Annotated in this window: 20 protein-coding genes and 1 pseudogene; 7 read left to right on the top strand and 14 right to left on the bottom strand. The window is 67.3% G+C overall.

The window, feature by feature from the left end; all coding sequences use genetic code 11:
• Positions 1 to 18: 18 nt before the first annotated feature.
• On the bottom strand, positions 19 to 339 hold the full coding sequence (locus ACFVIV_RS26305; protein ID WP_379200684.1) for a hypothetical protein: 321 nt from the start codon (positions 337 to 339) through the stop codon (positions 19 to 21).
• Between the two features lie 138 nt (positions 340 to 477).
• On the bottom strand, positions 478 to 2,742 hold the full coding sequence (locus ACFVIV_RS26300) for an MMPL family transporter (RefSeq protein WP_379200802.1): 2,265 nt from the start codon (positions 2,740 to 2,742) through the stop codon (positions 478 to 480).
• Between the two features lie 342 nt (positions 2,743 to 3,084).
• On the opposite strand from ACFVIV_RS26300, the gene ACFVIV_RS26295 reads away from it, so the two are divergent.
• Both ACFVIV_RS26295 and ACFVIV_RS26290 read left to right on the top strand, forming a co-directional pair.
• Positions 3,085 to 4,257 (top strand): acyltransferase family protein, encoded by a 1,173-nt coding sequence (locus tag ACFVIV_RS26295; RefSeq protein ID WP_379200682.1) that lies wholly within the window; start codon positions 3,085 to 3,087, stop codon positions 4,255 to 4,257.
• A 479-nt stretch (positions 4,258 to 4,736) separates the two neighbouring features.
• Positions 4,737 to 6,326: an ArnT family glycosyltransferase gene (locus ACFVIV_RS26290; RefSeq protein ID WP_379200680.1), complete on the top strand. Its 1,590-nt coding sequence runs from the start codon at positions 4,737 to 4,739 to the stop codon at positions 6,324 to 6,326.
• A 34-nt stretch (positions 6,327 to 6,360) separates the two neighbouring features.
• Here ACFVIV_RS26290 and ACFVIV_RS26285 read toward each other — a convergent pair whose 3' ends face one another.
• The 3 genes from ACFVIV_RS26285 to ybaK form a co-directional block, all read right to left on the bottom strand.
• Positions 6,361 to 8,055 carry an MDR family MFS transporter gene (locus ACFVIV_RS26285; RefSeq protein ID WP_379200678.1) on the bottom strand — a complete coding sequence of 565 codons (1,695 nt, stop codon included), beginning with the start codon at positions 8,053 to 8,055 and terminating at the stop codon, positions 6,361 to 6,363.
• Positions 8,052 to 8,579, bottom strand: a complete 528-nt coding sequence (locus ACFVIV_RS26280) for a MarR family winged helix-turn-helix transcriptional regulator (RefSeq protein ID WP_379200676.1) — start codon at positions 8,577 to 8,579, stop codon at positions 8,052 to 8,054. The genes ACFVIV_RS26285 and ACFVIV_RS26280 overlap by 4 nt, the downstream gene beginning before the upstream one ends.
• 133 nt (positions 8,580 to 8,712) lie before the next feature.
• On the bottom strand, positions 8,713 to 9,207 hold the full coding sequence (gene ybaK, locus ACFVIV_RS26275; protein WP_379200674.1) for a Cys-tRNA(Pro) deacylase: 495 nt from the start codon (positions 9,205 to 9,207) through the stop codon (positions 8,713 to 8,715).
• A 344-nt stretch (positions 9,208 to 9,551) separates the two neighbouring features.
• Here ybaK and ACFVIV_RS26270 point away from each other — a divergent pair, with 344 nt between their 5' ends.
• Positions 9,552 to 10,277, top strand: a complete 726-nt coding sequence (locus ACFVIV_RS26270; protein WP_379200800.1) for a sigma-70 family RNA polymerase sigma factor — start codon at positions 9,552 to 9,554, stop codon at positions 10,275 to 10,277.
• An 8-nt stretch (positions 10,278 to 10,285) separates the two neighbouring features.
• The gene (gene rsrA, locus ACFVIV_RS26265; protein ID WP_379200798.1) at positions 10,286 to 10,552 is read left to right on the top strand and encodes a mycothiol system anti-sigma-R factor; all 267 of its coding nucleotides are present in this window, start codon (positions 10,286 to 10,288) and stop codon (positions 10,550 to 10,552) included.
• Between the two features lie 79 nt (positions 10,553 to 10,631).
• On the opposite strand, the gene ACFVIV_RS26260 is transcribed toward rsrA, so the two are convergent.
• The gene (locus ACFVIV_RS26260; RefSeq protein WP_379200796.1) at positions 10,632 to 10,706 is read right to left on the bottom strand and encodes a 50S ribosomal protein bL37; all 75 of its coding nucleotides are present in this window, start codon (positions 10,704 to 10,706) and stop codon (positions 10,632 to 10,634) included.
• A 90-nt stretch (positions 10,707 to 10,796) separates the two neighbouring features.
• Between ACFVIV_RS26260 and ACFVIV_RS26255 the strand changes: the two genes are divergently transcribed.
• A complete protein-coding gene (locus tag ACFVIV_RS26255) occupies positions 10,797 to 11,012 on the top strand; it encodes a biotin/lipoyl-binding carrier protein (RefSeq protein ID WP_379200672.1) in 216 nt (71 codons plus the stop codon).
• Positions 11,013 to 11,110: 98 nt separating this feature from the next.
• The gene (locus ACFVIV_RS26250; RefSeq protein WP_379200670.1) at positions 11,111 to 12,625 is read left to right on the top strand and encodes a sensor histidine kinase; all 1,515 of its coding nucleotides are present in this window, start codon (positions 11,111 to 11,113) and stop codon (positions 12,623 to 12,625) included.
• 256 nt (positions 12,626 to 12,881) lie between these two features.
• Here ACFVIV_RS26250 and ACFVIV_RS26245 read toward each other — a convergent pair whose 3' ends face one another.
• Positions 12,882 to 13,136 carry a WhiB family transcriptional regulator gene (locus ACFVIV_RS26245; RefSeq protein ID WP_011211115.1) on the bottom strand — a complete coding sequence of 85 codons (255 nt, stop codon included), beginning with the start codon at positions 13,134 to 13,136 and terminating at the stop codon, positions 12,882 to 12,884.
• A gap of 258 nt (positions 13,137 to 13,394) precedes the next feature.
• Positions 13,395 to 14,357, bottom strand: coding sequence for a diacylglycerol/lipid kinase family protein (locus ACFVIV_RS26240; protein WP_379200668.1), 963 nt, complete (start codon positions 14,355 to 14,357; stop codon positions 13,395 to 13,397).
• A gap of 105 nt (positions 14,358 to 14,462) precedes the next feature.
• On the opposite strand from ACFVIV_RS26240, the gene ACFVIV_RS26235 reads away from it, so the two are divergent.
• Entirely contained in the window at positions 14,463 to 14,897 is a 435-nt protein-coding gene (locus ACFVIV_RS26235) for a hypothetical protein (protein ID WP_379200666.1), read from the top strand.
• Positions 14,898 to 14,998: 101 nt separating this feature from the next.
• On the opposite strand, the gene ACFVIV_RS26230 is transcribed toward ACFVIV_RS26235, so the two are convergent.
• The 6 genes and pseudogenes from ACFVIV_RS26230 to ACFVIV_RS26205 all read right to left on the bottom strand — a co-directional run.
• Complete coding sequence (locus ACFVIV_RS26230) at positions 14,999 to 16,225, bottom strand: RNA polymerase sigma factor (RefSeq protein WP_379200664.1); 1,227 nt, start codon at positions 16,223 to 16,225, stop codon at positions 14,999 to 15,001.
• A gap of 23 nt (positions 16,226 to 16,248) precedes the next feature.
• Positions 16,249 to 16,596 carry a YciI family protein gene (locus tag ACFVIV_RS26225; protein ID WP_379200662.1) on the bottom strand — a complete coding sequence of 116 codons (348 nt, stop codon included), beginning with the start codon at positions 16,594 to 16,596 and terminating at the stop codon, positions 16,249 to 16,251.
• 115 nt (positions 16,597 to 16,711) lie between these two features.
• Positions 16,712 to 17,197 (bottom strand): GNAT family N-acetyltransferase, encoded by a 486-nt coding sequence (locus ACFVIV_RS26220; RefSeq protein ID WP_379200660.1) that lies wholly within the window; start codon positions 17,195 to 17,197, stop codon positions 16,712 to 16,714.
• Positions 17,194 to 17,811 carry an acid phosphatase gene (locus ACFVIV_RS26215; protein WP_379200658.1) on the bottom strand — a complete coding sequence of 206 codons (618 nt, stop codon included), beginning with the start codon at positions 17,809 to 17,811 and terminating at the stop codon, positions 17,194 to 17,196. Before ACFVIV_RS26215 ends, ACFVIV_RS26220 begins: the two co-directional genes overlap by 4 nt.
• A 169-nt stretch (positions 17,812 to 17,980) precedes the next feature.
• Positions 17,981 to 19,204 (bottom strand): PQQ-binding-like beta-propeller repeat protein, encoded by a 1,224-nt coding sequence (locus ACFVIV_RS26210; protein WP_379200656.1) that lies wholly within the window; start codon positions 19,202 to 19,204, stop codon positions 17,981 to 17,983.
• 1,686 nt (positions 19,205 to 20,890) lie between these two features.
• A pseudogene (locus ACFVIV_RS26205) lies at positions 20,891 to 22,441 on the bottom strand (DEAD/DEAH box helicase); the annotation flags it as partial.
• Positions 22,442 to 22,536: the final 95 nt, after the last annotated feature.

The following is a 22,536-nucleotide window of genomic DNA, read 5'->3' as shown; positions in this document are numbered from 1 at the left end:
GGCCCGCGGTTCGACCGATCAGATATTGCATTTCATCGACGGCAGTGCGAAACCCAGCCCGCACTTGAGCAGGCCGGCGGTGGTGTCGATGGCCTTGGTCATGATGCCGCTGCCGAGCGATTCCGCCTTCTCGACGGTCTTGTCTTCCTTCGGCGGCTGCCCCGGCTGACCGGGCGTGCCCGGATTCGGGGAGAGCGGATACTGCGGGGCCTGCGCCGGCATGCCGACGATGGGCGCGGCGGAGGCCGCGGTGACGGTCAGCGGGCCGGACCCCGGCGCCAGCAGCAGCGCGGCGGAACCGGCGACCACGATGGTTCGAATACGCAGATGGGGGGACATAACCGCATCACATCCTCGGGTCGAACGAATCCGGTCGGTACGCACGCCGTCCAGTAATGCACACATCCGGGCGCGAACGGTGGATTCGCGCCCGCATGCGTGGCGATGTACGCCGGATTGTTGCCGTCGGCTCCGCACTCAGCGCGCGGACCGCGATTCGGTGAACACCGGGATCTGCATGGTCACCGGATCGGTGATCGGGGTGGTCTTCACCAGATCGACCATGGGGCGGTTGCCGGGCCGTTCGTCGTCGAGGACCAGTTCGCCGAAGCCGATCTTCCGCTGGATCTTCTTCATCCAGCCCGGCGCCCACCAGCAGTCGTCGCCGAGCAGTTTCATGGTCGCCGGCACGAGCAGCATGCGGATCACGGTGGCGTCGATGAGCAGGGCCGCCACCATGCCGAATGCGATGTACTGCATGAGCACCAGATCCGAGAAGGCGAAGGCGCCGGTGACCACGAGCAGGATCAGCGCGGCCGCGGTGATGATGCGACCGGTGTGCGCGGTCCCGATGCGGACCGCCTCCGTGGTGGAGGCGCCCCGCGCGCGGGCCTCGACCATCCGCGAGATCAGGAAGACCTCGTAGTCGGTGGACAGGCCGTAGACGAGGGCGATGATCAGGATCAGCACCGTCGCCTGGATCGGCTGTGGCGTGAAGTTCATCAGCCCGGCGCCGTGGCCGCCGATGAAGATCCAGGTCAGGATGCCCAGGGTGGAGCCGAGCCCGAGAGCGCTCATGATCGCCGCCTTGATCGGCAGAATCAGCGAGCCGAAGGTCAGGAACATCAACAGCGTCGTCACGAGCAGGACCAGCGCGATCATCAGCGGCATCCGGTCCAGCAGTGCGTCGATGCTGTCCTTCTGGATGGCGGGCACCCCGCCGACGAACAGACTCACCCCGTCGCCGGTCTCGATCGACCGCAAATAGTCGATGGTGGCGTCCGCGCGGCGGGAATCGGTCAACAGCGCACTGGTCCGATAGACGGCCGTTTGAGTGGCGGACCGCTGTGGCATACCGAATTTCCCGGCAAGCCCCGGTGCGTCGTTCGCCTCGTTCCAGACGGCGCCGACCTTCGTACTGTCGGCGGCGACGATGACCAGTTCGATCGGGTCGGCCCGGCGCCCGGGGAACGCCGTATCGATCTGCTGCTGCGCGAGCCGAGTCTCATTGTCCGGCGGCAGATATCGCTCGCTGAACCCCCCGAAGGCCAGATCCCGCACCGGCAGAATCAACAGCAGCAGCACAACGGTCAGCGTGCCGCCGATCTTCAACGGCCGCTGCATCACCCAGCGCGTGCACCTGCCCCAGAACCCGTTCTCCACCTCCTCCGCGGTCTTGGTCCTGCGCAACCACTTGATCCCCAGCATGTCCACCCGCGGCCCGAGCACCGCCAGCATCGCGGGCAGCACCGTGATCGCGGTCAGCGCCGCCAGCGACACCGCCGAAATAGCGCCATAGGCAATCGATTTGAGGAAGCTCTGCGGAAACAGCAGCATGCCGCCGGCACTCGTGACGATCATCGTCGCGGAGAACGCCACCGTGCGCCCGGCGGTCATCACCGCGCGCCGCACCGCCGCCTGCGTGTCGTACCCCTCGGCGAGCTCCTCCCGGAAACGACTGACGATGAACAGCCCGTAGTCGATGGCCAGCCCCAAGCCGATCATCGAAACAACCGGCTGGACAAACGAATTGACTTCGAAGTACTTGGTCAGGAAGCGGATGATCCCGTTCGCGCCGACCATCGTCAGCCCGCCCACGATCAACGGCAACGCGGCGGCGACCACGCCGCCGAAGATGAAGAACAGCAGCACCGCCACCACGGGAAAGGCGAGCAGCTCCATACGCCGGATGTCCTCGGCCATGGTGTCGTTGAGCGCACCCGCCACCGGTTTCAACCCGCCGACCTGCACGGTCACACCCGGGATATCGAAGGCGTCTTCGACCAGCCGGTAGTTGTACAGCATCGCGTACTCGCTGTCGCCGCGGATCGCGATCGACGCGACCGCGTACTTCCTATCGGGCGTAGCGAATTGCGGCCCGCTGGCCCTGCCGGTCTCGGTGGGCCAGTAGGCTCCGTTGATCCCCGCGATCTGCCCGGCGTACTTGCGCGGCAAGCTGTTCAGGCTGTCGATGACCTTCCGGCTGAGCTCGGAGTCATCAACGGTCCCTTCCTCGGGTGCGGTATAGATCGCGATAATGTCCGCATCGTGGCTCTGCGGGAATGACGCCCCGATCAGCCACGCGGCCTGTGCGGATTCCGACCCGGCGTCATCGAGCCCCCCGGAACCGAGATGATTCCCCAGCCCGAACCCGTACACGCCCAGCGTGAGCAATCCGGCGACGACAATGCCGAGCACCCCGAACCGTTGTCGGTACACGAGGCTGCCCCAGCGCGCGAACACTAGGTTCCGCCGATCATCAGGACTTCCCCCAAAAAGACTTTCCGGATTTGTGCAACTTCGGGAGAGGTTAGTGTGCATCATCGGCGCCTGCAAACGCGCCGCGAGCCATGGTGATAGCGACCGGCTTTGAATCGCCGTGAACGGACGGCAAAATATCGATTGCTTGTCGGCATCGTGACCGGGGTTACGATCACCAGCTATGTGTTCAGTGGATCCAGGTCGAATTCTCGGCGGTACGGTGTGACGAAACCAGATAACGCCGTTGCCGATCCGGCCGCGCCGGTCGAGGAAAAAGTACGCACCCATCGTGGCCGGTTCGAGTTTCTGGACGCGCTCCGCGGTGTGGCGGCACTGGCGGTGGTGATCGGGCATTGCTCGGAGCGGCTGTGGCCCGAGTACGCGCGGTTCTCGGCATCGTATTTCGGGGCCGGTATGTTCGGGGTCTTCGTCTTCTTTATGGTCAGCGGCTTCATCATTCCCGCGTCATTGGAACGCGGGCGATCGCTGGGCGCGTTCTGGGTGGGCCGATTCTTCCGCTTGTACCCGCTCTTCTGGGGCAGCTTGATCGCGGCGATGGTCCTCTATGCCGCAGGCCGGTTCAGCCTGCAATCGGGCTTCGCGGCCGATCCCGTGTTGAACCTGGTCACGAATGCCACCATGGCGCAGTTCTTCCTCGGCGCGCCGGATACCCAGGTGATCGGCGCCGCGTGGACGCTCACCTATGAGCTGGCGTTCTACATGATGGTGTCGCTGCTGTTCCTCGCCGGACTGAACCGCCGATCGGTACCGCTGGCTTTCCTCGCCCTCGGCTTGATCCTGCCTGCCGGGCTGCTCCTGCAGGTCAGGATGGTCAACGGTCCGGAGGCGAACCTTTCCGGTCGCGTGCTGGTCGTGGTTGCGACGGTGGCGATCGCGGTGTTCTTCGCGCGCCGGGCGGCCACCGGGCGCGGGGCCGTCGCCGCTGTGCTGCTCGCGTCGATCGTGGTCCCGTTGGTGCTCAACCAACCCGGACCGTCCGGATACACCACCGCGATCTTCGCCACGATGTTCGTCGGCACGGTGCTCTACCGGATGACAGCGGGGGAGATCGGCGCCAAGCTCGGCTGGGGAGTGTTCGGGTTCGCCGTATGCCTGATCTTCGCGCTCAAACTGCTCCAGCAGCCCTATCTGGACCCGCACACCGGCGCCGTGGTGACCTGGAAAAAGGAGGCCATCACCATCATCGGCGCCTACCTGCTGTTCGGGGCGGCGTTGCTGTTGCGCCGGTACGCCTTCCCGCGCCCGCTGATGTTCCTGGGCCGAATCAGCTACTCGCTGTACCTCATGCACGCCCTCGTATTGCAGGCCATTTCCCCCTGGACGGTGTCGGTCGCCGGAATACCCGCGACCTGGCTCACCTGGGGCGCCTGGATGATCGGCTCGATCGCGCTCGCCACCTCGACCTACTACGCGATCGAGAAACCCTGCCAGGACCTCGGTCGTCGTGTGATCGCCAAGATGGACGCGCGGGCGTAGCCGGCGGTTGCGACCGGCCCCTGCGCGGGGCCGGTGCGCGAGCCCCGTCAGCGATGCTCGGTGCCCGCGTAGGCCGATCCTGCGGCCAGCAGGTGGGCGCCCTTGCCGAACAGGTCGACGAGGAATCCAAGAATTTCCATGATGGTTTGTGTTCCTAACTGTCAGGGTATTGATGGACCTGTATTTCGGTGACAAGCGTTATCACACGTCCGCTCGATCGGATCTGTCATCGAATCCGTCATTGAATAGGTCATTGGATCCGTCATTGAATTGGTCATTGTGAGAAGGCGGGTTCTGCATTTGCGAAGTGCGATGGCAGGCATTAATGTCTGAATCCGCATAATCCGAGCAGGATCGCGAGCTCTCGCGCTCATCAAGTTCGCTGCCGGGGAGGAATCAGTTCGTCGGCGAACAGATGCGATGCCACCAATGGGAGTGGGGCGTCGGACGCGTCTGTCGGAAAGTGTCAGGGGTAGTTCATGACAGCGGTCGTTGCGGTTCGTACCGAACCGGAAGACCTTTCGGATACCCATCCGCCGTTCGCTTTCCGTGGCGTCGCGATCATGTCCGCGCTTTCGTTGATAGTGCTGACGGTCACGGCGGGGCGGTACGAGTTCTTCGGCGATGAACTCTATTTCCTTTCCGCCGGGCGGCGGCTCGACTACACCTATGCGGATCAAGGTGTGGTGGTGGCGCTGTTCGCTCACATCGCGGATGTGCTGGCGCCGGGATCGGTGACGGCGGTGCGGATTCCGGCCGTCGTGATGGCCGTGGGCGCGATCGTGGTGTCGGCGCTGATCGCCTACGAACTGCGGGGCAATCGCCGCGTGCAGTTGCTCGCCGCGTTCACCTATGGGACGTCCTATCTGCTGGTGACCCAGTGTGCGCTGAGCACCTTCTCCTTCGACGCCACGCTCACGGCCGTGATCACCTGGCTGCTCATCCGCTGGGTGCGCACTCGCCAGGATTGGCTGCTCGTGGTGGCGGGAGTGGTTGCGGCGCTGGACATGCAGGTGAAGTGGATGATTCCGCTGGTCTGGGCGTGCTTGGGCGTGGCGGTCATCCTGTGCGGCCCGCGGGAGATCCTGCGCCGGCCCGGGCTCTGGGTGGGCACCGGCATTCTCGGCTTGTCGGTGCTCCCGATTCTGTATTGGCAGTCGCAGCACAACTGGCCACAGCTGGCCATGGGCCCGATCATCGGAGCGGAACAGGACGCCACGGGCTACGGTCCGCCGGGATTCTTCCCGCAATGGCTCGGTTTCGCCGGATTCACCGGCTGCCTGCTGATCGCGGTCGGCTTCTACGCGGTGGTCAAGCAGGAATCGCTGAAACCGTATCGCTTCATCGCGGTCGCGCTGCTGCTCATGACCGCGTTCGTGGTCATCACGCACGGCCGGCCCTACTACCCGACGGGCTTCTTCCCCGCCATGTTCGCCATCGGGGCCGTCGGCCTGTGGCAGTACCCCCGGAAGCGGTGGATGAACCGCGCGATGATTCCGGTCGTCGCGCTCACGGTGGTCACCTACATCGGCACGCTCACCCTGCTGCCGCTGCCGCCCAGCTGGCGCAGCGTGACCGAGACCCCCATCGATCTCGGCATCCGGTCGGCGTTCTGGGGAACCACCAACTGGGACCGCATGGTCGCGGCCGTCGACACCGGCTACCAGACCCTGACGCCCGAGGAAAAGGCGCACTCCGCCATCATGACCCAGGGTTATTGGCAGGGCGGCGCGGTCGAGCAGTTCGGCGGCGAGTACGACCTGCCCGCCACCTACAGCCCGAGCCGCGGCTTCGGATTCTTCGGCCCCCCACCGGATTCGGTCACCTCGGTCATCTTCGTCGGCCTGGACACCGCCGAACCCGATCTGCGCTCCCGTTTCGCCGAGGTCGAACGCGTGGTGCAGCTCGACGACCCCATGGGCATCCCCGGCATCGACCGCATGGTCGCCGTCTGGAAATGCAAGGGGCCCAAGCAGCCCTGGCCGATCCTGTGGGACACCATGACCACGCTGTACTTCGATCTGGGCCACTGGCGCGACTCCCGCTTCACCACGCGACCCACGCACTGAGCGGCCCCGGCCGTCGCAGCCGGGGCCGTCCGGCCTAGCCGATGGCTTCGGTATCGGCCTCCACCACGGCCTCGCGCCGGGCCTGGATGCCGCCCGCGGTGCGCAGCGGCACCTCCTTCCAGAACAGCACCAGCACCATGGCGATCAGCGCGACCCCGGCCGCCGACAGGAACACGGTGTCCATGGCGTCGGCGAAACCGGCCTTGAACGGTTGTGCCAGAGCCGGATTCAACTGCTGAATGACGGAACTGTCGTTGAGCACCTGCGCCGCCGCCGAGGTGTCCTTGTCGGCGAGGCCGGTGGCGAGCGCGGCGTCCACCGGATTGGGGCTGTGCATGCCTTCCGCGACAGCGGCTTTGAACTCCGGCTGCGTCGCCGCGGCCTGTAGTTCATTGCTGATGTTCGGCGAGACCTGTGCGAACAGGATGGACAGGAACACCGCCACGCCCAGCGTGCCGCCGATCTGCCGGAAGAACGTGGCGGCCGCGGTCGAGACGCCCATGTCCTGCGGCGGCAGCGCGTTCTGGATGGCCAGGGTCAGCGGCTGCATGAGGTTGCCCAGGCCCAGGCCGGTAATGAGCATGAACGACATGGTCACCCACAGCGGCGTGTCCACCTGCACGAAGTGCAGCAGGAACAGCCCCAGCACCAGCAGGCCCGCGCCCAGCGGCGGGAACAGCCGGTAGCGCCCGGTGCGCGCGATGAGCTGACCGGCGAACACCGAGGCCGCCATCATGCCCACCACCAGCGGCAGCATCTGCATGCCCGCCAGGGTCGGGCTCGCGCCCCGCACCACCTGCAGGTACTGCGGCAGCAGCGTGATGCCGCCGAACATGGCCGCGCCCACCACGACCGAGATGACCACGCCGAGCGCGAAGGTGGAGTTCTTGAACATGCGCAGCGGAATCAGCGCGGCGTCACCCTGTTTCGCCTCCACGGCCACGAAACCGATCAGGCCGAGCCCGCCCACCACGTAGCAGGTGATGGAATTCGCGCTGCCCCAACCCCATTCGCGGCCCTGCTCGGCCACCACCAGCAGCGGCACGATGCCGAGCGCGATGGTGAGCACGCCGAACCAGTCCACGGCCTGCTTGGCGCGCGCCACCTTGGGCAGCTTCAGCACCTTCGACACCACGGCCAGCGCGATGATGCCCAGCGGCACGTTGACCAGGAACACCCAGCGCCATCCGGAGATGCCCAGGATCTGGTCCTGCCCGGCCAGCACGCCGCCCAGCACCGGCCCGACCACGCTGGAGGTGCCGAACACGGCCAGGAAGTAGCCCTGGTAGCGGGCCCGCTCCCGGGGCCCGACCATATCGCCGAGGATGGTCAGCGCCAGCGACATCAGACCGCCCGCGCCCAGGCCCTGGAAGGCCCGGAAGGCCGCCAGCTGGTACATCGACTGCGCCAGCGTGCACAGGAGCGAACCGGCCACGAACAGCGTGATGGCCGCCAGATAGAACGGCTTGCGGCCGTACATGTCCGAGAGCTTGCCGTAGAGGGGAGTGGCCAGCGTGGCGGTGATCAGATACGCGGTGGTCACCCACGCCTGCATCGAATACCCGTGCAGGTCATCGGCAATGGTGCGGATGGAGGTCGACACGATCGTCTGATCGAGCGCGCCCAGCAGCATGCCCAGCAGCAGGCCGCTCAGCACGACCATGATCTGCTTGTGGGTGAAACCTGCGGGATTCGCCTCTGCTCCTGTGTTTTCTGCGGTAGTCGTCACGAATTACTCTCTGCGGATTCAGGTTTCGGGAAAAGAAGGGATCGGGACGCCAGCTCGGTGAGCATGGCCTGCCGCCCGGCCTCGTAGTCGTCCACGAAGCGCTCGAACAGCCCCGCGAAGGCGTCCCGCTCGGCGGGCGTCCACCGGTCGAAGATCGTGCGCAGCGCCTGATTGCGCAGGGCGCGGATCTCGGCGGCCGCGGTGCGGCCCAGCTCGGTCACGGCCAGCACGCTGACGCGTCCGTCGGCCGGATCGGCCCGGCGCTCCAGCACCCCGCGCTTGACCAGGCTCGCCACCTGGCGGCTGATGGTGGAGGCGTCGGAGTAGAGCGAGTCGGCGAGCGCGCCGGAGCGCATGGGCCCGCAATGGAGCAACTGGAACAGGATGGCGAAGGCCGCCGGCTCGATCTCGCCATTGGTGGCGGCCGCGACCTGGGCATTGGTGCGGTCGCGCAGACGACTCAGCCGGGTCATCTGAAAGCCGACGATATCGAGCAACTCATCGGTGACGGGGTCATCGGTCACGGCCGACCACCTCCTTGCATCAATCAACTGCTTGCACTAATCAACTAGTTGTACTGTGCAAGTATGTGGAGATAGTTGCTAGAAGGCAAATAGTTTTTCCGGAAAGGTGGCTCAGCTCACCGCGGCGGCCTGTTCAGCTCACCGCGACGGACGCCGTGACCGCACCCGTCAACCACACCAGATCCGCCGGCGCGAGCTCGATCTCCAGCCCCCGCTTCCCCGCGCTGCACAGCACCCGATCCCACTGCAACGCCGATTCGTCGACCACCGTCGGTAGCCGCTTCTTCTGCCCCAGCGGCGAAATCCCGCCCAGCACATAGCCTGTCGTGCGCTCGGCCTTAGCCTTGTCCGCCATGGCGGCCTTGCCGCCGCCCAGCGCCGCGGCCGCCGCCTTCAAGGACAGCGTGGTCGGCACCGGCAGCACCGCGACCGCGAGCCCGCCCGAGCTCAGCTCGATCACCAGCGTTTTGAAGATCTGTTCCCCGGTCAGCCCGAGCTGCTCGGCCAGCGCGTCCACGGCCTCCATGCCGTACGAATCACTGCGCGGGTCATGGGTATACGCGTGCACCCGGTGCTCGACCTCGGCCTGTACCAATGCCTTGATCGCGGGAGTCGAAGCAGCCGCCATGCGCCTCACCTTAGCCACCCGCGCTGATCTTCTCGCGGGGGTTTTCGGGGCGCGGCCCCCAAGATCACCTGGGGGTTCGCGGGCGAGGCCCCTGAGCGTTCCGGGAGTTGGACAAAGGCGGGAACAGGGCGACGGGTCGGCCTGTTGCACGCATTACGCGTTTCGCCGAAACCGAATGGCCCACGGTGAGCGAGCGCCACACTCATTCATCGAAGGAGGAGTCCGTGACCGTTCTGGTCCTCGATCCCCCGGTGCGGACCGGGCCATCTCTCACATCGCTCGATGCCGGTTTTCTAGCGCTCACCCCTCGCACGGTAGATTCAATTGCTACCGCGATCGAAGGGATTAGCGTGACGAGCGACGACGACATGGTGGTCGATCGCGATGACGACTCGAATATCGACGAGGGCATCGACAGCGACGATCTGGCCGTGGAACACGACGAAGCGGACGAGAACGGTGCCAGAAGCGCCGACTCCGACGCCGACCTGGCCCGGCGTTTCGAGCGCGACGCACTGCCGCTGCTCGACCAGCTGTACGGTGCGGCATTGCGCATGACCCGCAATCCGGCCGATGCCGAGGACCTGGTGCAGGAGACCTTCGCCAAGGCCTACCAGGGGTTCCGCTCCTTCCGGGAGGGCACCAACCTGCGCGCCTGGCTGTACCGGATCCTCACCAACACCTACATCAACTCGTATCGGAAGAAGCAGCGCCAGCCCGCGCAGTATCCGACCGACGAGATCACCGACTGGCAGCTGGCCTCCACCGCCGAGCACACCTCCACGGGTCTGCGGTCGGCGGAGATGGAAGCCCTGGAGGCGCTGCCCGACGACGACATCAAGGCCGCTCTGCAGGAACTTCCCGAGGAATTCCGGATGGCGGTGTACTACGCCGACGTGGAGGGCTTCCCCTACAAGGAAATCGCCGACATCATGGGGACTCCCATCGGTACCGTCATGTCCCGGCTGCACCGCGGGCGCAAGCAGCTCAAGGGCCTGCTCGCCGATGTGGCGCGGGAACGTGGATTCAACCGGTCGGGCAGCGCCGCACGTCAGGAGGTAACCCAGTGAGCGACGATATGGAATTGGACTGCTCGTCGGTGCTGGCCGACGTCTGGCTGCTCCTGGACAACGAGTGCGACGAGACGGCCAAGGCCCGGCTGCAGGAGCACATCAACCGTTGCTCGCCCTGCATCGAGGCCTACGGCCTGGAGGAGAAGCTCAAGTCGCTGCTCAACCGCAAGTGCGGCGGGGAGCGCGCTCCGGAGTCGCTGCGGCAGCGGCTGACCATGGAGATCCGGACCACCTACACCCAGGTGGAGACCCGCGTGGACTCGGCCGACTAGGTCCGGAAATGCCAGAGCGGCATGGTTTCCCGCTGGGGGAAGCCATGCCGCTCAATGCTTTTCGAGCTCAGCGAACGGCTCAGGAATTCGGCCGCTTGCCGTGGTTGGCTGCGCTCTTCTTGCGGCCACGCTTCTTACGTCCACGCTTACCCATAGGTAGTCTCCCTTCTGATTGGAGGCCATTCTTTCATGTGTGGTTGGGTGTAACTTCAGCGGACCAGGTCAACGCAACGTAGGAGAGTCAGTGGCTGAGGAAGTCCTCGCGGAGATGGTGTCGACCGTGCAGAAGATCAGCGTCTCCGTCGGTGACCATGTGCGGATCAATGACGAGTTGATCATGCTGGAGTCCATGAAGATGGAGATTCCGGTCGTCGCCGAGACCGAGGGCACCGTCACATCCATCAACGTCAAGCCCGGCGACGTGCTCCAGAAGGGCGACCTGATCGCCGTCATCAGCTGAGAGGTGGCGCACACCCGGGCCCCGGAACCGCGCGATTCCGCCAACCGTTTTGCGGCGTGCGAGGATTACGCGTGATGCGGTGCAAGGAGCGTGGGTGAATGTCGACACTGAGCGATCTACTGGCCGAGCACACCGATCTACCGGGTGCGGCCGTCGATCATCTGCAGCGAGTCGTGGGCGACTGGCAGCTGCTGGCCGATCTGTCCTTCGCCGACCTGACCCTGTGGGTGGGCACCGGGCCGATCGCCGAGGGCGCGAATATCGTGTGCGTCTCGCAGTGCCGCCCCACCACCGCGCCCACCGTGCACCCGGAGGACCTGGTCGGCTCGCTGGCCACCAAGGATTCCCATCCCGATATCTTCGAGGCGCTGCTCACCGGTGAGATCGTGCGCTCGGATTCGGATGTGGAGACCACCGGCGTCTACCACCCGCATCCGGTTCACGCACTGCGCGAAGCCATTCCGGTGCGCATCGGCGGCGATGTGATCGCCATTCTCGGCCGCGACACCGATGTGCAGCGGCGCAAGATGCGCTCCAGCCTGGAGATCGCGTACATGTCCTGCGCCGACGACCTGTGCCAGATGGTCTCCGACGGCACCTTCCCGGCGCTGGAGGATCGCACCGGTTCGCACTCCAGCCCGCGCGCCGGCGACGGCTTCATCCGCCTCGACACCGATGGCCTGGTCGTCTACGCCAGCCCCAATGCGCTCTCGGCCTATCACCGGATGGGCCTGCAGAACGATCTGGTCGCCCAGGACCTGGCGCTCACCACCCGCTCGCTCATCACCGACCCGTTCGACGCGCAGGAAGTGGTCGGCGATATTCAGGCGGCGCTGGCCGGAAAGGCCGGTCGCAGAATGGAAGTCGAGGCCCGCGGCGCGACCGTCCTGCTGCGCACCCTGGTGCTGCGCCCGCACGGTGAACTCGGCGGCGCCGCCGTGCTGGTCCGCGATGTCACCGAGGTCAAGCGCCGCGACCGCGCCCTGCTCTCCAAGGACGCGACCATTCGCGAGATCCACCATCGCGTGAAGAACAATCTGCAGACCGTGGCCGCGCTGCTGCGGCTGCAGGCCCGCCGCACCGAGAACGAGGAGGCCCGCCTGGCGCTGACCGAATCGGTCCGCCGCGTCACCTCCATCGCGTCGGTGCACGAAATGCTGTCGATGTCGGTTGACGAGGAAGTCGATCTCGACGAGGTGGTCGACCGCCTGCTGCCGATAATGGCCGATGTCGCCACCGTGCACACGGCCCGGATAAAGGTCCGCCGCGCGGGATCGCTCGGCGTCTTCTCCGCCGAACGCGCGACCCCGCTGGTCATGGTCCTCACCGAATTGGTGCAGAACGCCATCGAGCACGCCTTCGATCCGGGCGAGAACGGCACCGTCACCATTCGCTCCGAACGCTCGGCCCGCTGGCTCGACGTGATCATCAGCGATGATGGCCGCGGCCTCCCGGACGGTTTCAGCCTGGAAGCCTCCGACCGGTTGGGCCTGCAAATTGTCCGGACCCTGGTTACCGCCGAGCTAGGCGGCTCGATCGGATTGCATCCGGGCGCCGACGTCGGCACCGACGCCGTTCTGCGAGTTCCCCTCGGCCGCCGGTCCGCGCGCTGAAATACTGCGTCCGATCATTCGTTCGAAACAAAATCCCGTTGAGCGGGAATTGTTCTCAACGAATTCTCAGGTGCGCCGGAGTTCTTTTCGGGGTCCGGGGCGGAGCCCCGAAAGCTCCAGGGGGTTCGGGGCGAAGCCCCTGAGAGTTCCGAGAGTTGGTCCAAACACACTGAAGCCCGGCACCTGTGGTGGTGCCGGGCCGAATTGCGTTATGGCCGGGGGCTGGGGGCTCGGCCTTAACGCCTGTCGTCTGAAGTTAGACGACGGTGCGGGTACGGGTGCGGGCGTTGCGACGCTTCAGCGCACGACGCTCGTCTTCGCTCATACCACCCCACACGCCGGCATCCTGCCCGGACTTCAGGGCCCAGGACAGGCAATCGGCAGTGACCGGGCAGCGAGCGCAGACCAGCTTGGCATCGGCAATCTGCGCGAGCGCCGGACCACTGTTACCCACCGGGAAGAACAGCTCGGGGTCCTCGTCGCGACAGATGGCCTTGTGGCGCCAGTCCATTCCTCTGCTCCTTTGCTAGGGCATGCGCATGGCTCTGCCCTTCGGGTTTGTGGTCCGTTCACTTGTGCGACTCGAATGTTTCCGCACGGTTGCTTGTGAATGCTTTCACGAACACCGTAGATGTCAATAGATACCTGGTGCACCGTGGGGAAGCTCACGCTGTAAGACCCCTACATCGGGGGCCTGCCGTGTCATTTGTACTCGGTCGAGCGGGTTTTCGCAGCACAACAGCGATTGTTCTCAGGTGTGTCGGGCCCGCTACGGCTTCGGCGCGACCACATCGAGGATATCCGCAACCGCTGTGAAATTCACCATGTTGCGTCGGCCGATGAAGTCGCCGTCGATTTGCAACCCGATGGGCTCCGCCGCCGTGATCTGCACCGACGGCACGTCATCTTCTCGAAACAATTTGTGGCCCTGGGGATTTCCATCCGCGGAGAGCAACTGCCTGGCGACCAGCAGGGTCGGCACGACACCCATCGTGCGCATGGCAAACACCCCGAGACCGGTTTCGAACGAGGTTCCCGGATTCGTGACGACGGGCGTGTTGTCGAGATAGGTCCACGGACTGGCGTTGGTCACGAATGCGTAATGCACCTCCGTGACCGGTTCGTGACCTGGAATCTCGAGGCGCACATGAGGATCGCGCCCTTTGGCGCGGAAGAACTGTTTCACCGTGGTGCGCAGATAGCGCGCGGGAGTGGCGGGTTTTCCATTGGCGCGCTTGTGGTCGATCACCTCGCACACATCGGCGTCGAGGCCGACGCCGGCGCTGAACAGGAACCAGCGATCGTCGTCGGAGTCCACCTGCGCGCTGTGCACCAGGCCGAGCCCGATGCGCCGGTCGGTGTCCACGGCGAGCAGATCGATGAGCTGATTGGTGGCGGTCACCGGATCGGGGGAGATGCCCAGCGAGCGCGCGAACACATTCGCCGAACCGCCGGGAATGACGCCGAGCCGCGGCAGCCATTCGCGCTCCGGCCGGCCGGGCAGCGGCAGGAAGCCGTTGATGGTCTCGTTCACGGTGCCGTCGCCGCCGTGCACCACGATCAGGTCCATGCGGGTGTCGGCCGCCCATTTGCCCAGCTCCGCGGCATGTCCGCGATGTTCGGTGTGCGCGACGGTCAGCTGGGTGCGGCTCTCCAGGGCGTGAGCGAGCAGATCGCGAGTTTCCGGGGTCGTCGAGGTGGCATTCGGGTTCACGATCAGCAAGGTCCGCACCCCCCGCATGCTACTGACCGCCGTTCAACGGCGAACGCTCGCCGCCGCGATTTCCTGTTCACAGGCACGCGTTTCGGTGCGAGGTGTGGGTCGTAGGCTGGGCGGGTGGCTGAGCAGAACTCCGGCGAGAAGAAGACGGCGCAGAGCGGCGATGCGGTGCCGACGACCGTGCGCGGTGCGGGCGCACTGGTGGCGTTCGAGGGCGCGCTCGGCCTGATCGCCGCGATCGCGCTGGTGGTGACCGGTCTGACCGGGTCCGCGCAGAGCGCCAAGAACAGTTATCTCACCGCGGGATACGCGGTGATCGTCGGCGGCGCGGTGCTCGCGGCGGGGCTGGGGCTGCTGCGCGGCAAGCGCTGGGGGCGGGCCATCGCCGTGCTCACGCAGCTGCTGCTGCTCGGCGTCGCCTGGTACATGTTCACTTCGGGCCGACCGGAATTGGGGACGCCGGTCACGCTGGTCGCGCTCGTCGCGCTGGGGTTCTTGTTCGCGCCGGCGTCGAACCAGTGGATGGCCGCGGGCTACGACACGTCCGAATGAGCCGCTGAATTCGCCGCTGAGCGGTTTTTGGTCGTCCGTCCACACATGGGTGTGCCCCCAGTTCTGGGGGCACAGGAAATGGGCGAATAGCCGGTTGCCCATCAGTCGCTGATTTCGGACAATCTGGTCATGAGGAAGTCTCGCTCGGCATTGTTGGCGGCGAGCTCGATGGCCTCCGCATACGTTGTGCGAGCCTCGGCGGTCCGGCCGAGGGCGGCGAGGAAGTGCGCGCGGGCGGCCGGCATGTAGACGTAACCGGAAAGTTGCGGCTCGGTGGCCAGCGCCTCGAGGGCGTCAAGCCCGGCGGACGGGCCCCGCGCCATGCCGAGGGCGACGGCGCGATTGAGCGCCACCACGGGGGAGGGCCACAGCTGGATCAACACGTCGTAGAGGCCGAGCACCTCCCGCCAATCGGTGGCCGCGAAATTCGGGGCCTCGCCGTGCACCGCGGCAATGGCGGCCTCGAGGGCGTAGCGGCCCGGCCGATGGGTGAGGGCGGTGCGGACCAGGGCGATGCCCTCGGCGATCTTGGCCCGATCCCAGCGCGAGCGATCCTGATCGCGCAGCGCCACCATGCCGCCGTCGTCATCGGTGCGGGCCGGGCGGCGGGCGTCGGTGAGTAGCAGCAGCGCGAGAAGTCCTGTCACATCCGGGTTTTCGGGTAGCAGCAGGTGCAGCATGCGGGCCAGGTCGGTGGCGCGCTCGGTGAGATCGCGGCGGATGAGCTCCGCACCGGAGGGCGCGGTATGGCCGGTGGTGAACAGCAGATGCACCACGGTGAGCACGGCGTCCACGCGTTCGGGCAGTTCGGCCGGGGCGGGCACGCGATACGGAATGCGGGCGGCGGCGATCTTCTTCTTGGCGCGGGTGATTCGCGCCGCCATGGTGGACTCGCTGACCAGGAAGGCGCGCGCCACCTCCGCGGTGGTGAGGCCGCAGACCAGCCGGAGCGTCAGTGCCACTTGGGCTTCCGGTGACAACGCGGGGTGGCAGCAGGTGCAGATCAAGCGCAGCCGGTCATCGGGAATCGATTCCGCCGCACTGTTTTCCGCGACATCGTCGACTTCGGCGGATTCGACGAGCAGGGGCAGCGCGCGGCGCATGGTGGACTGCCGGCGCAGCAGATCGAGGGCGCGATTGCGGGCGACGGTGGTCAGCCAGGCCGCGGGTTTCGTGGGTACGCCCTGCTCACCCCACCTGGCCAGCGCCTGCGCGTACGCGTCCTGCACGCACTCCTCGGCCAGATCCAGATCGCGGGTGACGCGCACCGTCGCGGCGAGCACGAAGGCCCACTCGCGCCGGTGCGCATCCGCCACGGCGGCGGCCACCGCGGCATGATTCACGGTGCCGCTCAGTCGAATTCCATAATGGGCCGGACCTCTACGCCGCAGCCCGGCGGCATCGGGATCTGCTTGGCGACGGCGATGGCGGCATCGAGATCGGCCGCCTCGAGCAGGTAGTAGCCGCCGAGATTCTCCTTGGTCTCCACGAAAGGTCCGTCGGTGACCAGGAATCCGTTGCGGCCGTCCGGCCGTATGCTGGTGGCCGTGGTGCGCCAGGCCAGCGCCTCACCGCCCAGGATGGCATCGCGGTTCTTCTCCTCGAACCGCGTGTGCTCGCCGAGCACCTGGGTGAGCTCATCCGGATCCGGGTGTTCCCAGCGGGCGTCGTCGAAGATCAGCGCCAGGTATTTCGACATTGTTGCTCCTCGGGTCGTACGGTCCGCTCTTCGGACCATCCAACTCTTCGACGCGGGAGCGGGTGCGAAATCGACAACCGGGCAGCGCGACTTCTTTCGTCCCGAAAGTGGGATTTCAGTCGTCGGCGTGCGTGGCCAGGCGGGTGAGGGCGGCGCCGGAGAGGCGGTAACCGGTCCACTCGTCCTGCGCGACGGCGCCGAGGGCCTCGTAGAAGTCGATGGACGGCTTGTTCCAGTCCAGCACCGACCAGTCGACCCGGGCGTAGCCGTTCGCCACCGCCTCGCGCGCCAGCGCGGCCAGCAGATCGCGGCCCAGGTGCAGGCCGCGAGCCTCCGGCTTGACGAACAGATCCTCCAGGTAGATGCCGTGCGTCCCGGTCCAGGTGCTGTAGTTCAGGAACCAGATGGCGCAGCCGACCACGCCCGCGGCGCCCGGACCCTCGGCGACATGCGCGAACACCTTGGGGGAGGGCCCGAACAGCGACTCCTCGAGCTGGGCTTCGGTGAGCTTGCACTCGTCCGGCGCCTTCTCGTACTCGGCCAGGTCGTAGACGAGTTTCACCAGCTCCGGAATATCGGCGGGTGTGGCGCGGCGGATCATCGGGCAGCTCCCTCCATCGGGTCCAACTGTGGAACCAGGTTGTGCGCGAGCACGGTTCGAGCGCCGTGATCATGCCCCAGTACCGTAACCGCGGCCGTGGACATGAAGAATCGCCGCCCCTCGATCACGTCGAACTCCGCCCAGCGGGCGATCAGGGCGCGCGAGAAATGCCCGTGGCCGACCAGCACCACATCGCGGGTGGCCACTTCCAGCGTGGCGGTGGACAGGACGCGGTCGGCGCGGGCCCGCACCTGCCCGGCGGTCTCGCCTTCGGGCACCGTGCCGGTCCAGATGGTCCAGCCCGGCGCCATCTGCCGGATCTCGGTCGTGGTGAGGCCCTCGTACTCGCCGTAATCCCATTCGGCCAGATCGTCGTCGATCATCGGGGCCGGCAGTCCGGCCAGTTCGGCCGTCCGCAGGGCGCGCTGCCGGGGACTGCTCAGCACGAGCGGATTCCGCAGTCCCAGTCCGGCGAGCAGTTTCCCGGCCGCCACCGCCTGCGCCTCACCGGCCGCGGTCAGCGGCATATCCGTCCGCCCCGTATGCCGCCGCGTCGCCGACCACTCCGTCTCGCCGTGCCGCAGCAGAATCAGCCGGAACTCACCGTCGTCCATGCACTCGATCATGCCGGACCGCAGGGTCGACGCCGGACATTGAGTCCCCCGTCCTCCTGGGGACCAGCCCTGTCATCCCGGCGTGCTTTCGGCCGGGATCTCCGACGATGTGGTGGATTCCGGCCAAATACGCGCCGGAATGACGAGGGGGAACTTTCGACCGAGCGCCCTAGTTTGCGCCGAGGGCGTAAACCGTCGTGCCGCGGCGTTCCAGGACGGTGGGGCCGACGGTGGCCAGGGAGATGGGTTCGTCGTGGTAGTCGCTGCGCTGCACGGTGATTCGGGAGCGCTGGGCGCCGCTGGCGGGGTCCAGGGCGGCGAGGCCGCCGGGGACGGGGACCAGGACCTGGCCGGAGAGCAGGGCGGGGGTGCCGAGCACGTTCTGGACGCCCCAGAGCGGGTCGAAGGTGCTGGCATTGAGGGCGATCAGGGTGTCGCCGGTGAACAGGAAGTAGGCGGAGCTCAGGTGGGCGACGGCGGCGTCGCCCGCGAGCGGGGCCGAAAGCTGGTGGGTGGCAACCGGATTGCCGGAGATGTCATAGACCGCGATTTGCGGTGCGGTGGACGGGGTTCCGGGTAGGTAGAGCGCGATCCGGCTGTCGGACACCGCCAGTACGCGCGCACCTCCCACCGCGCCGCCGGGTTCGGTGAGCACGTGCGAGCTGTATTCCTCCGGGACGGTGCCGTCCTTGGGCGCCGGATTGAGCACGGTCAGCCGATCCGCGGTGTCCTTCGGGCAGCGCTCCAGCACCGCCAGCCGGCTCGGCGCCGAAGCGGCCGAGACCAGCGCACAGCCGGTGCGCGGCTGGGTGCGCGGATTCACCGGTGCGTCGACGTACCCGTATTCCAGCGTGCGCACCAGATCCGACCGCCACATCTCCAGCCGATCCGCGCCCAGCGCCAGCACATAGGTGCCGTCCGGAGTCAGCGTCACCGCATCGTCCATATAGCTGGACCGCGCCGTCAGCCGCGACCCGTTCTCCGCATTCAACAGCGTGGTCTGACTACACCCGCGATCATCCCGAAAAGTGGCGATCACCGTCCCGAACTGCACCTCCACCGCACACAACGGCAGATCCCGCTCGTACTTCCACACCTGCTCCCCGCTCACCGGATTCCGCCCGGTAACCGTCCCCCCCTCACCGGTGATGGCCACCCCGCCCACCGCCAGCGACCGCTCCGCCGCCGAATCCGCCGCCCGCCACAGCTCATCCATCCGCGCAGGCAACTGCGCCGAAGTAGGCGGCGGCGTCAACGTCTCCGTAGCGGTCACCGACTCGGTCCCCCGCGCAGCACTGTTCCACCACACCACAACCGCCGCGATCACCAGCAGAGCGGCAATCGCGACAGCGGTCAGAATATCGGCGCGTGTCCGCCGCTCCGGTGCGAGCACGTCAGCGAGAGTAGCCGATCCCCCACAAGCCCTGCTCGCCCCGCCGCCGCCCCCTGCCTTCGCACCCACCCGCTGCGGCTTGCCGTGCTGAGGATCGGGTAGCCACGCCGAGGCGGCGCCTGCGATGCCGGGGGCGCGGTCCCGCCACCCACCCCAGCCTTGCGCCACCGTGGTCGGCGACCCGCCGTATCCCTGCCCGAATCACCCTCGGCATCAGCCGATTCGGTGTCCCCGGTGTCGCGGTGGACCCGCTCACGGGCTCGTCGGCCGCCTCGGCGGTGTGGCGGGTCCGCTGCTGCACGGGCGAGGCCCCGACCCCGATGTTCCGGGTCCGAGGCGGTCGGCGGGAGCTATCGGTGCACGCGCCGTTACGCCGAGGCGGCCACGGTGGTGGGTTGTGACCTCGGCGCTTTCGTCGACCACGTCCGCCTTGCGCCGCCGGGGCACCCGCCGCCTCGCTGAGGCGGCGGGTGGGGTGTCGGCTGCGGTCGGGCCTCGCCGCTATGCCGAGGCTGCGACGGCGGTGTCGGTCGCGGCGGTGGCGTTCTCGCCGCTCACTTCGGCTTTCCGTCGTCGCGGCCGTCGCACGGCCACGGCCTCGCCCGAATCACCTTCGGCGGCGGCCGATTCGGTGGCCTCGGCCTTGGTGCTGCGCCGGACTCGCTTCTTCGGCGCTGCCGCGGCTTCCGCGGTGGCGGTGGTTTCGGAATCGCTTACGGCCGCGTCCGCGGGCTTGGTGGCGCGGCGAGTGCGCTTCTTGGGTGCTTCCTCGGCGGTCGTGGCCGAACCGTTCGCGGCTGCTTCGGCCTCGACCGCGGGCTTGGTGGCCCGGCGGGTGCGCTTGGGCGGTGCGACCGCATCGGAGACGGCCGCTGTTGCGGAGGCGGCTGAACCGCTTGCGGCATTGCCGGATTCGGTGACGGGTGCCTCCGAAACGCCCGATTCGGTTCCAGTGCCGGCGGAGCCGTCCACGGCGGGCTTGGCGGCCTTTCGGGTCCGTTTGCGCGGGGCGGCCTCGGCCGAGACCGCGGCACCCGTGGTCTCGGCGGAGCCGTTCGCGGCCTCAGCGGTCGGCTCGGCGACCTTTCGGGTCCGCTTGCGCGGCGTTGCCTCGGCCGAGTTCACCGCGTCCGCGGGGCTCGCGGCAGCGGCCGAATCGGTTGCGGCGTCGGCGGAGCCGTTCACTGCCTCGACGGTGGTTTTGGTGGTGGCACGCCGAGTCCGCTTGCGCGGTGCGGTCATTGCCGCCTCGCCCGTACCTTCGGAGGCGGCTGCCGGAGTGGCCCCCTCCGCGACCTCGGCCGAGCCTTCGGCGATGCCGTTCACTGCGGTGTCGGCGGTCTTGCTGGTGCGGCGAGTGCGCTTGCGCGGTGCGGCCTTCGGCTCCTCGGCCGAGTCCGCGGCGACGGCTGCCGCAGGGGTCGACGGGGCGACGGGCTCGGCCGGGGCGACGGCGGTTGCCACCACGGTGTCGTTGGAATCGCCGGTGGTGCCGATGCCGTTCACCGCTGCTGCGCCGTTCGACTCGGTCGTGCCGTTGGACTCGGCGGTGCCGTTCACCGTTGCGGCGGTGTCGGCCGAGCCCTTGCCGCGGCGGTTGCGGCGGCGGGAGCGGCGGTTGCGAGTGCTGGGCTCGTCCGAGTCGGAATCGGCCGGTGCGTCGGCGGTCGGATTGTCGGTCTCGGTGGTGAGCTGCGTGGTGGTGGCTTCGGGGTTGTCGGCATTGCCACCGCGACGGCGGCGGCGACGGCGGCGGCCCGGCTTGTCCGAGCCCTCGGCCGAATCGTCCTCGGTCACAGGCGAATCGGGGGTCGAGGCGGTGGTCTCGCCCTCGATGGGCTGGCCGGCGCGGGTGCGGCGGCGGTTGCGTTTGCGGGGGGAGCGGGATTCGCGGTCGACGACCACGGCGTCGTCGTCGCGTTGCGGCTTGGGTTTGCGGACCTGGCCGGTGGAGCCCTCCGGGATGCCGAGGTCGGCATACAGGTGGGGGGAGCGGGAGTAGGTTTCGACCGGTTCCGGGATGCCGAGGGCGAGGGCCTTGTCGATGGAGGCCCAGCGGTGCAGCTCGTCCCAGTCGACCAGGGTCACGGCGACGCCCGCGCGGCCCGCGCGGCCGGTGCGGCCGATGCGGTGGACGTAGGTCTTCTCGTCCTCGGGGCACTGGTAGTTGACCACGTGGGTGACGTCGTCGATATCGATGCCGCGCGCGGCGACATCGGTGGCGACCAGGACGTCGATCTTGCCTTCGCGGAACTTCTTGAGCGCCTTCTCCCGGGCAATCTGCCCGAGGTCGCCGTGCACGGCGCCGACGGAGAAGCCGCGCTCGGCCAGATCGTCGGCCACCTTCTGCGCGGTGCGCTTGGTGCGGGCGAAGATCATGGTCGCGCCGCGGGTCTCGGCCTGCAGGACGCGGGCGAGCAACTCGGTCTTGTCCAGCGCGTGCGCCCGGTAGACGAACTGCGCGATGCGGTCGTGCACCGCGGAGTCGTGCGGCTCCTCGGCACGAATATGGGTCGGCCGGTTCAGGAAGGTGCGGGCCAGGGTGATGATCGGACCCGGCATGGTGGCCGAGAACAGCATGGTCTGCCGCTGTTCGGGAACCATGGTGAGAATGCGCTCGATATCGGGCAGGAAGCCCAGATCGAGCATTTCGTCGGCCTCGTCGAGGACCAGCACCTGCACCTTGCCCAGGATCAGGTGACCCTGCTGGGCGAGGTCCAGTAGTCGTCCCGGGGTGCCCACCACGACGTCCACGCCCGCGCGCAGCGCCGCGATCTGCGACTCGTAGGGGCGGCCACCGTAAATGGAGGTGACGCGCAGCTTGGTCAGATGCTTGGAGGCGTTCTCCAGATCCTCGGTGACCTGGATGCACAGCTCCCGGGTCGGCACGATGATCAGCGCGCGCGGCGTGCCGTCCAATTCGATGGTGCCGGAGCCGGAGGTGGTGATGCGGTGCAGCAGCGGCACACCGAAACCGAAGGTTTTGCCCATGCCCGTGCGGGCCTGGCCGATCAGATCCTCGCCGGCCAGCGCCAGCGGCAGCGTGAGTTCCTGAATCGCGAAGGTGCGTTCGATCCCGATCTCGGCCAGCGAGCGCACGATCTCCTCGCGCACGCCCAATTCGGCGAAGGTGGGAGCGGTATGGGTTTCGTCGAGCTCGGCGGTCAGCAGCGTGTCGGCCAGACCGGGTTCCTGCTCTACGGTGATCTTGCTCAGGTTCTTGCCTTTCCTCGTTATCGCGTCTCGCGCGCACGAGGTGTGGGGCGGACCCGGGCGGTCCGCGACGACCACTGATCCGTTATCGCCGCTGCGGGATGCCTGTCCGGTTTCGG

The sequence above is a fragment of the Nocardia sp. NPDC127526 genome, from assembly GCF_042672265.1.
Classification (GTDB): Bacteria; Actinomycetota; Actinomycetes; order Mycobacteriales; family Mycobacteriaceae; genus Nocardia.
The sequence above is the reverse complement of the archived record's forward strand: the minus strand, read 5'-3'. Positions and strand labels throughout refer to the sequence as shown.

Excerpts from the sequence above, each read along its gene's own strand:
- ACFVIV_RS26305 (WP_379200684.1), bottom strand. The coding sequence starts at position 339 with ATGTCCCCCCATCTGCGTATTCGAACCATCGTGGTCGCCGGTTCCGCC.
- ACFVIV_RS26290 (WP_379200680.1), top strand. The coding sequence starts at position 4,737 with ATGACAGCGGTCGTTGCGGTTCGTACCGAACCGGAAGACCTTTCGGAT.
- ybaK (WP_379200674.1), bottom strand. The coding sequence starts at position 9,207 with ATGGCGGCTGCTTCGACTCCCGCGATCAAGGCATTGGTACAGGCCGAG.
- rsrA (WP_379200798.1), top strand. The coding sequence starts at position 10,286 with ATGGAATTGGACTGCTCGTCGGTGCTGGCCGACGTCTGGCTGCTCCTG.
- ACFVIV_RS26250 (WP_379200670.1), top strand. The coding sequence starts at position 11,111 with ATGTCGACACTGAGCGATCTACTGGCCGAGCACACCGATCTACCGGGT.
- ACFVIV_RS26245 (WP_011211115.1), bottom strand. The coding sequence starts at position 13,136 with ATGGACTGGCGCCACAAGGCCATCTGTCGCGACGAGGACCCCGAGCTG.
- ACFVIV_RS26225 (WP_379200662.1), bottom strand. The coding sequence starts at position 16,596 with ATGTCGAAATACCTGGCGCTGATCTTCGACGACGCCCGCTGGGAACAC.
- ACFVIV_RS26220 (WP_379200660.1), bottom strand. The coding sequence starts at position 17,197 with ATGATCCGCCGCGCCACACCCGCCGATATTCCGGAGCTGGTGAAACTC.
- ACFVIV_RS26215 (WP_379200658.1), bottom strand. The coding sequence starts at position 17,811 with ATGGACGACGGTGAGTTCCGGCTGATTCTGCTGCGGCACGGCGAGACG.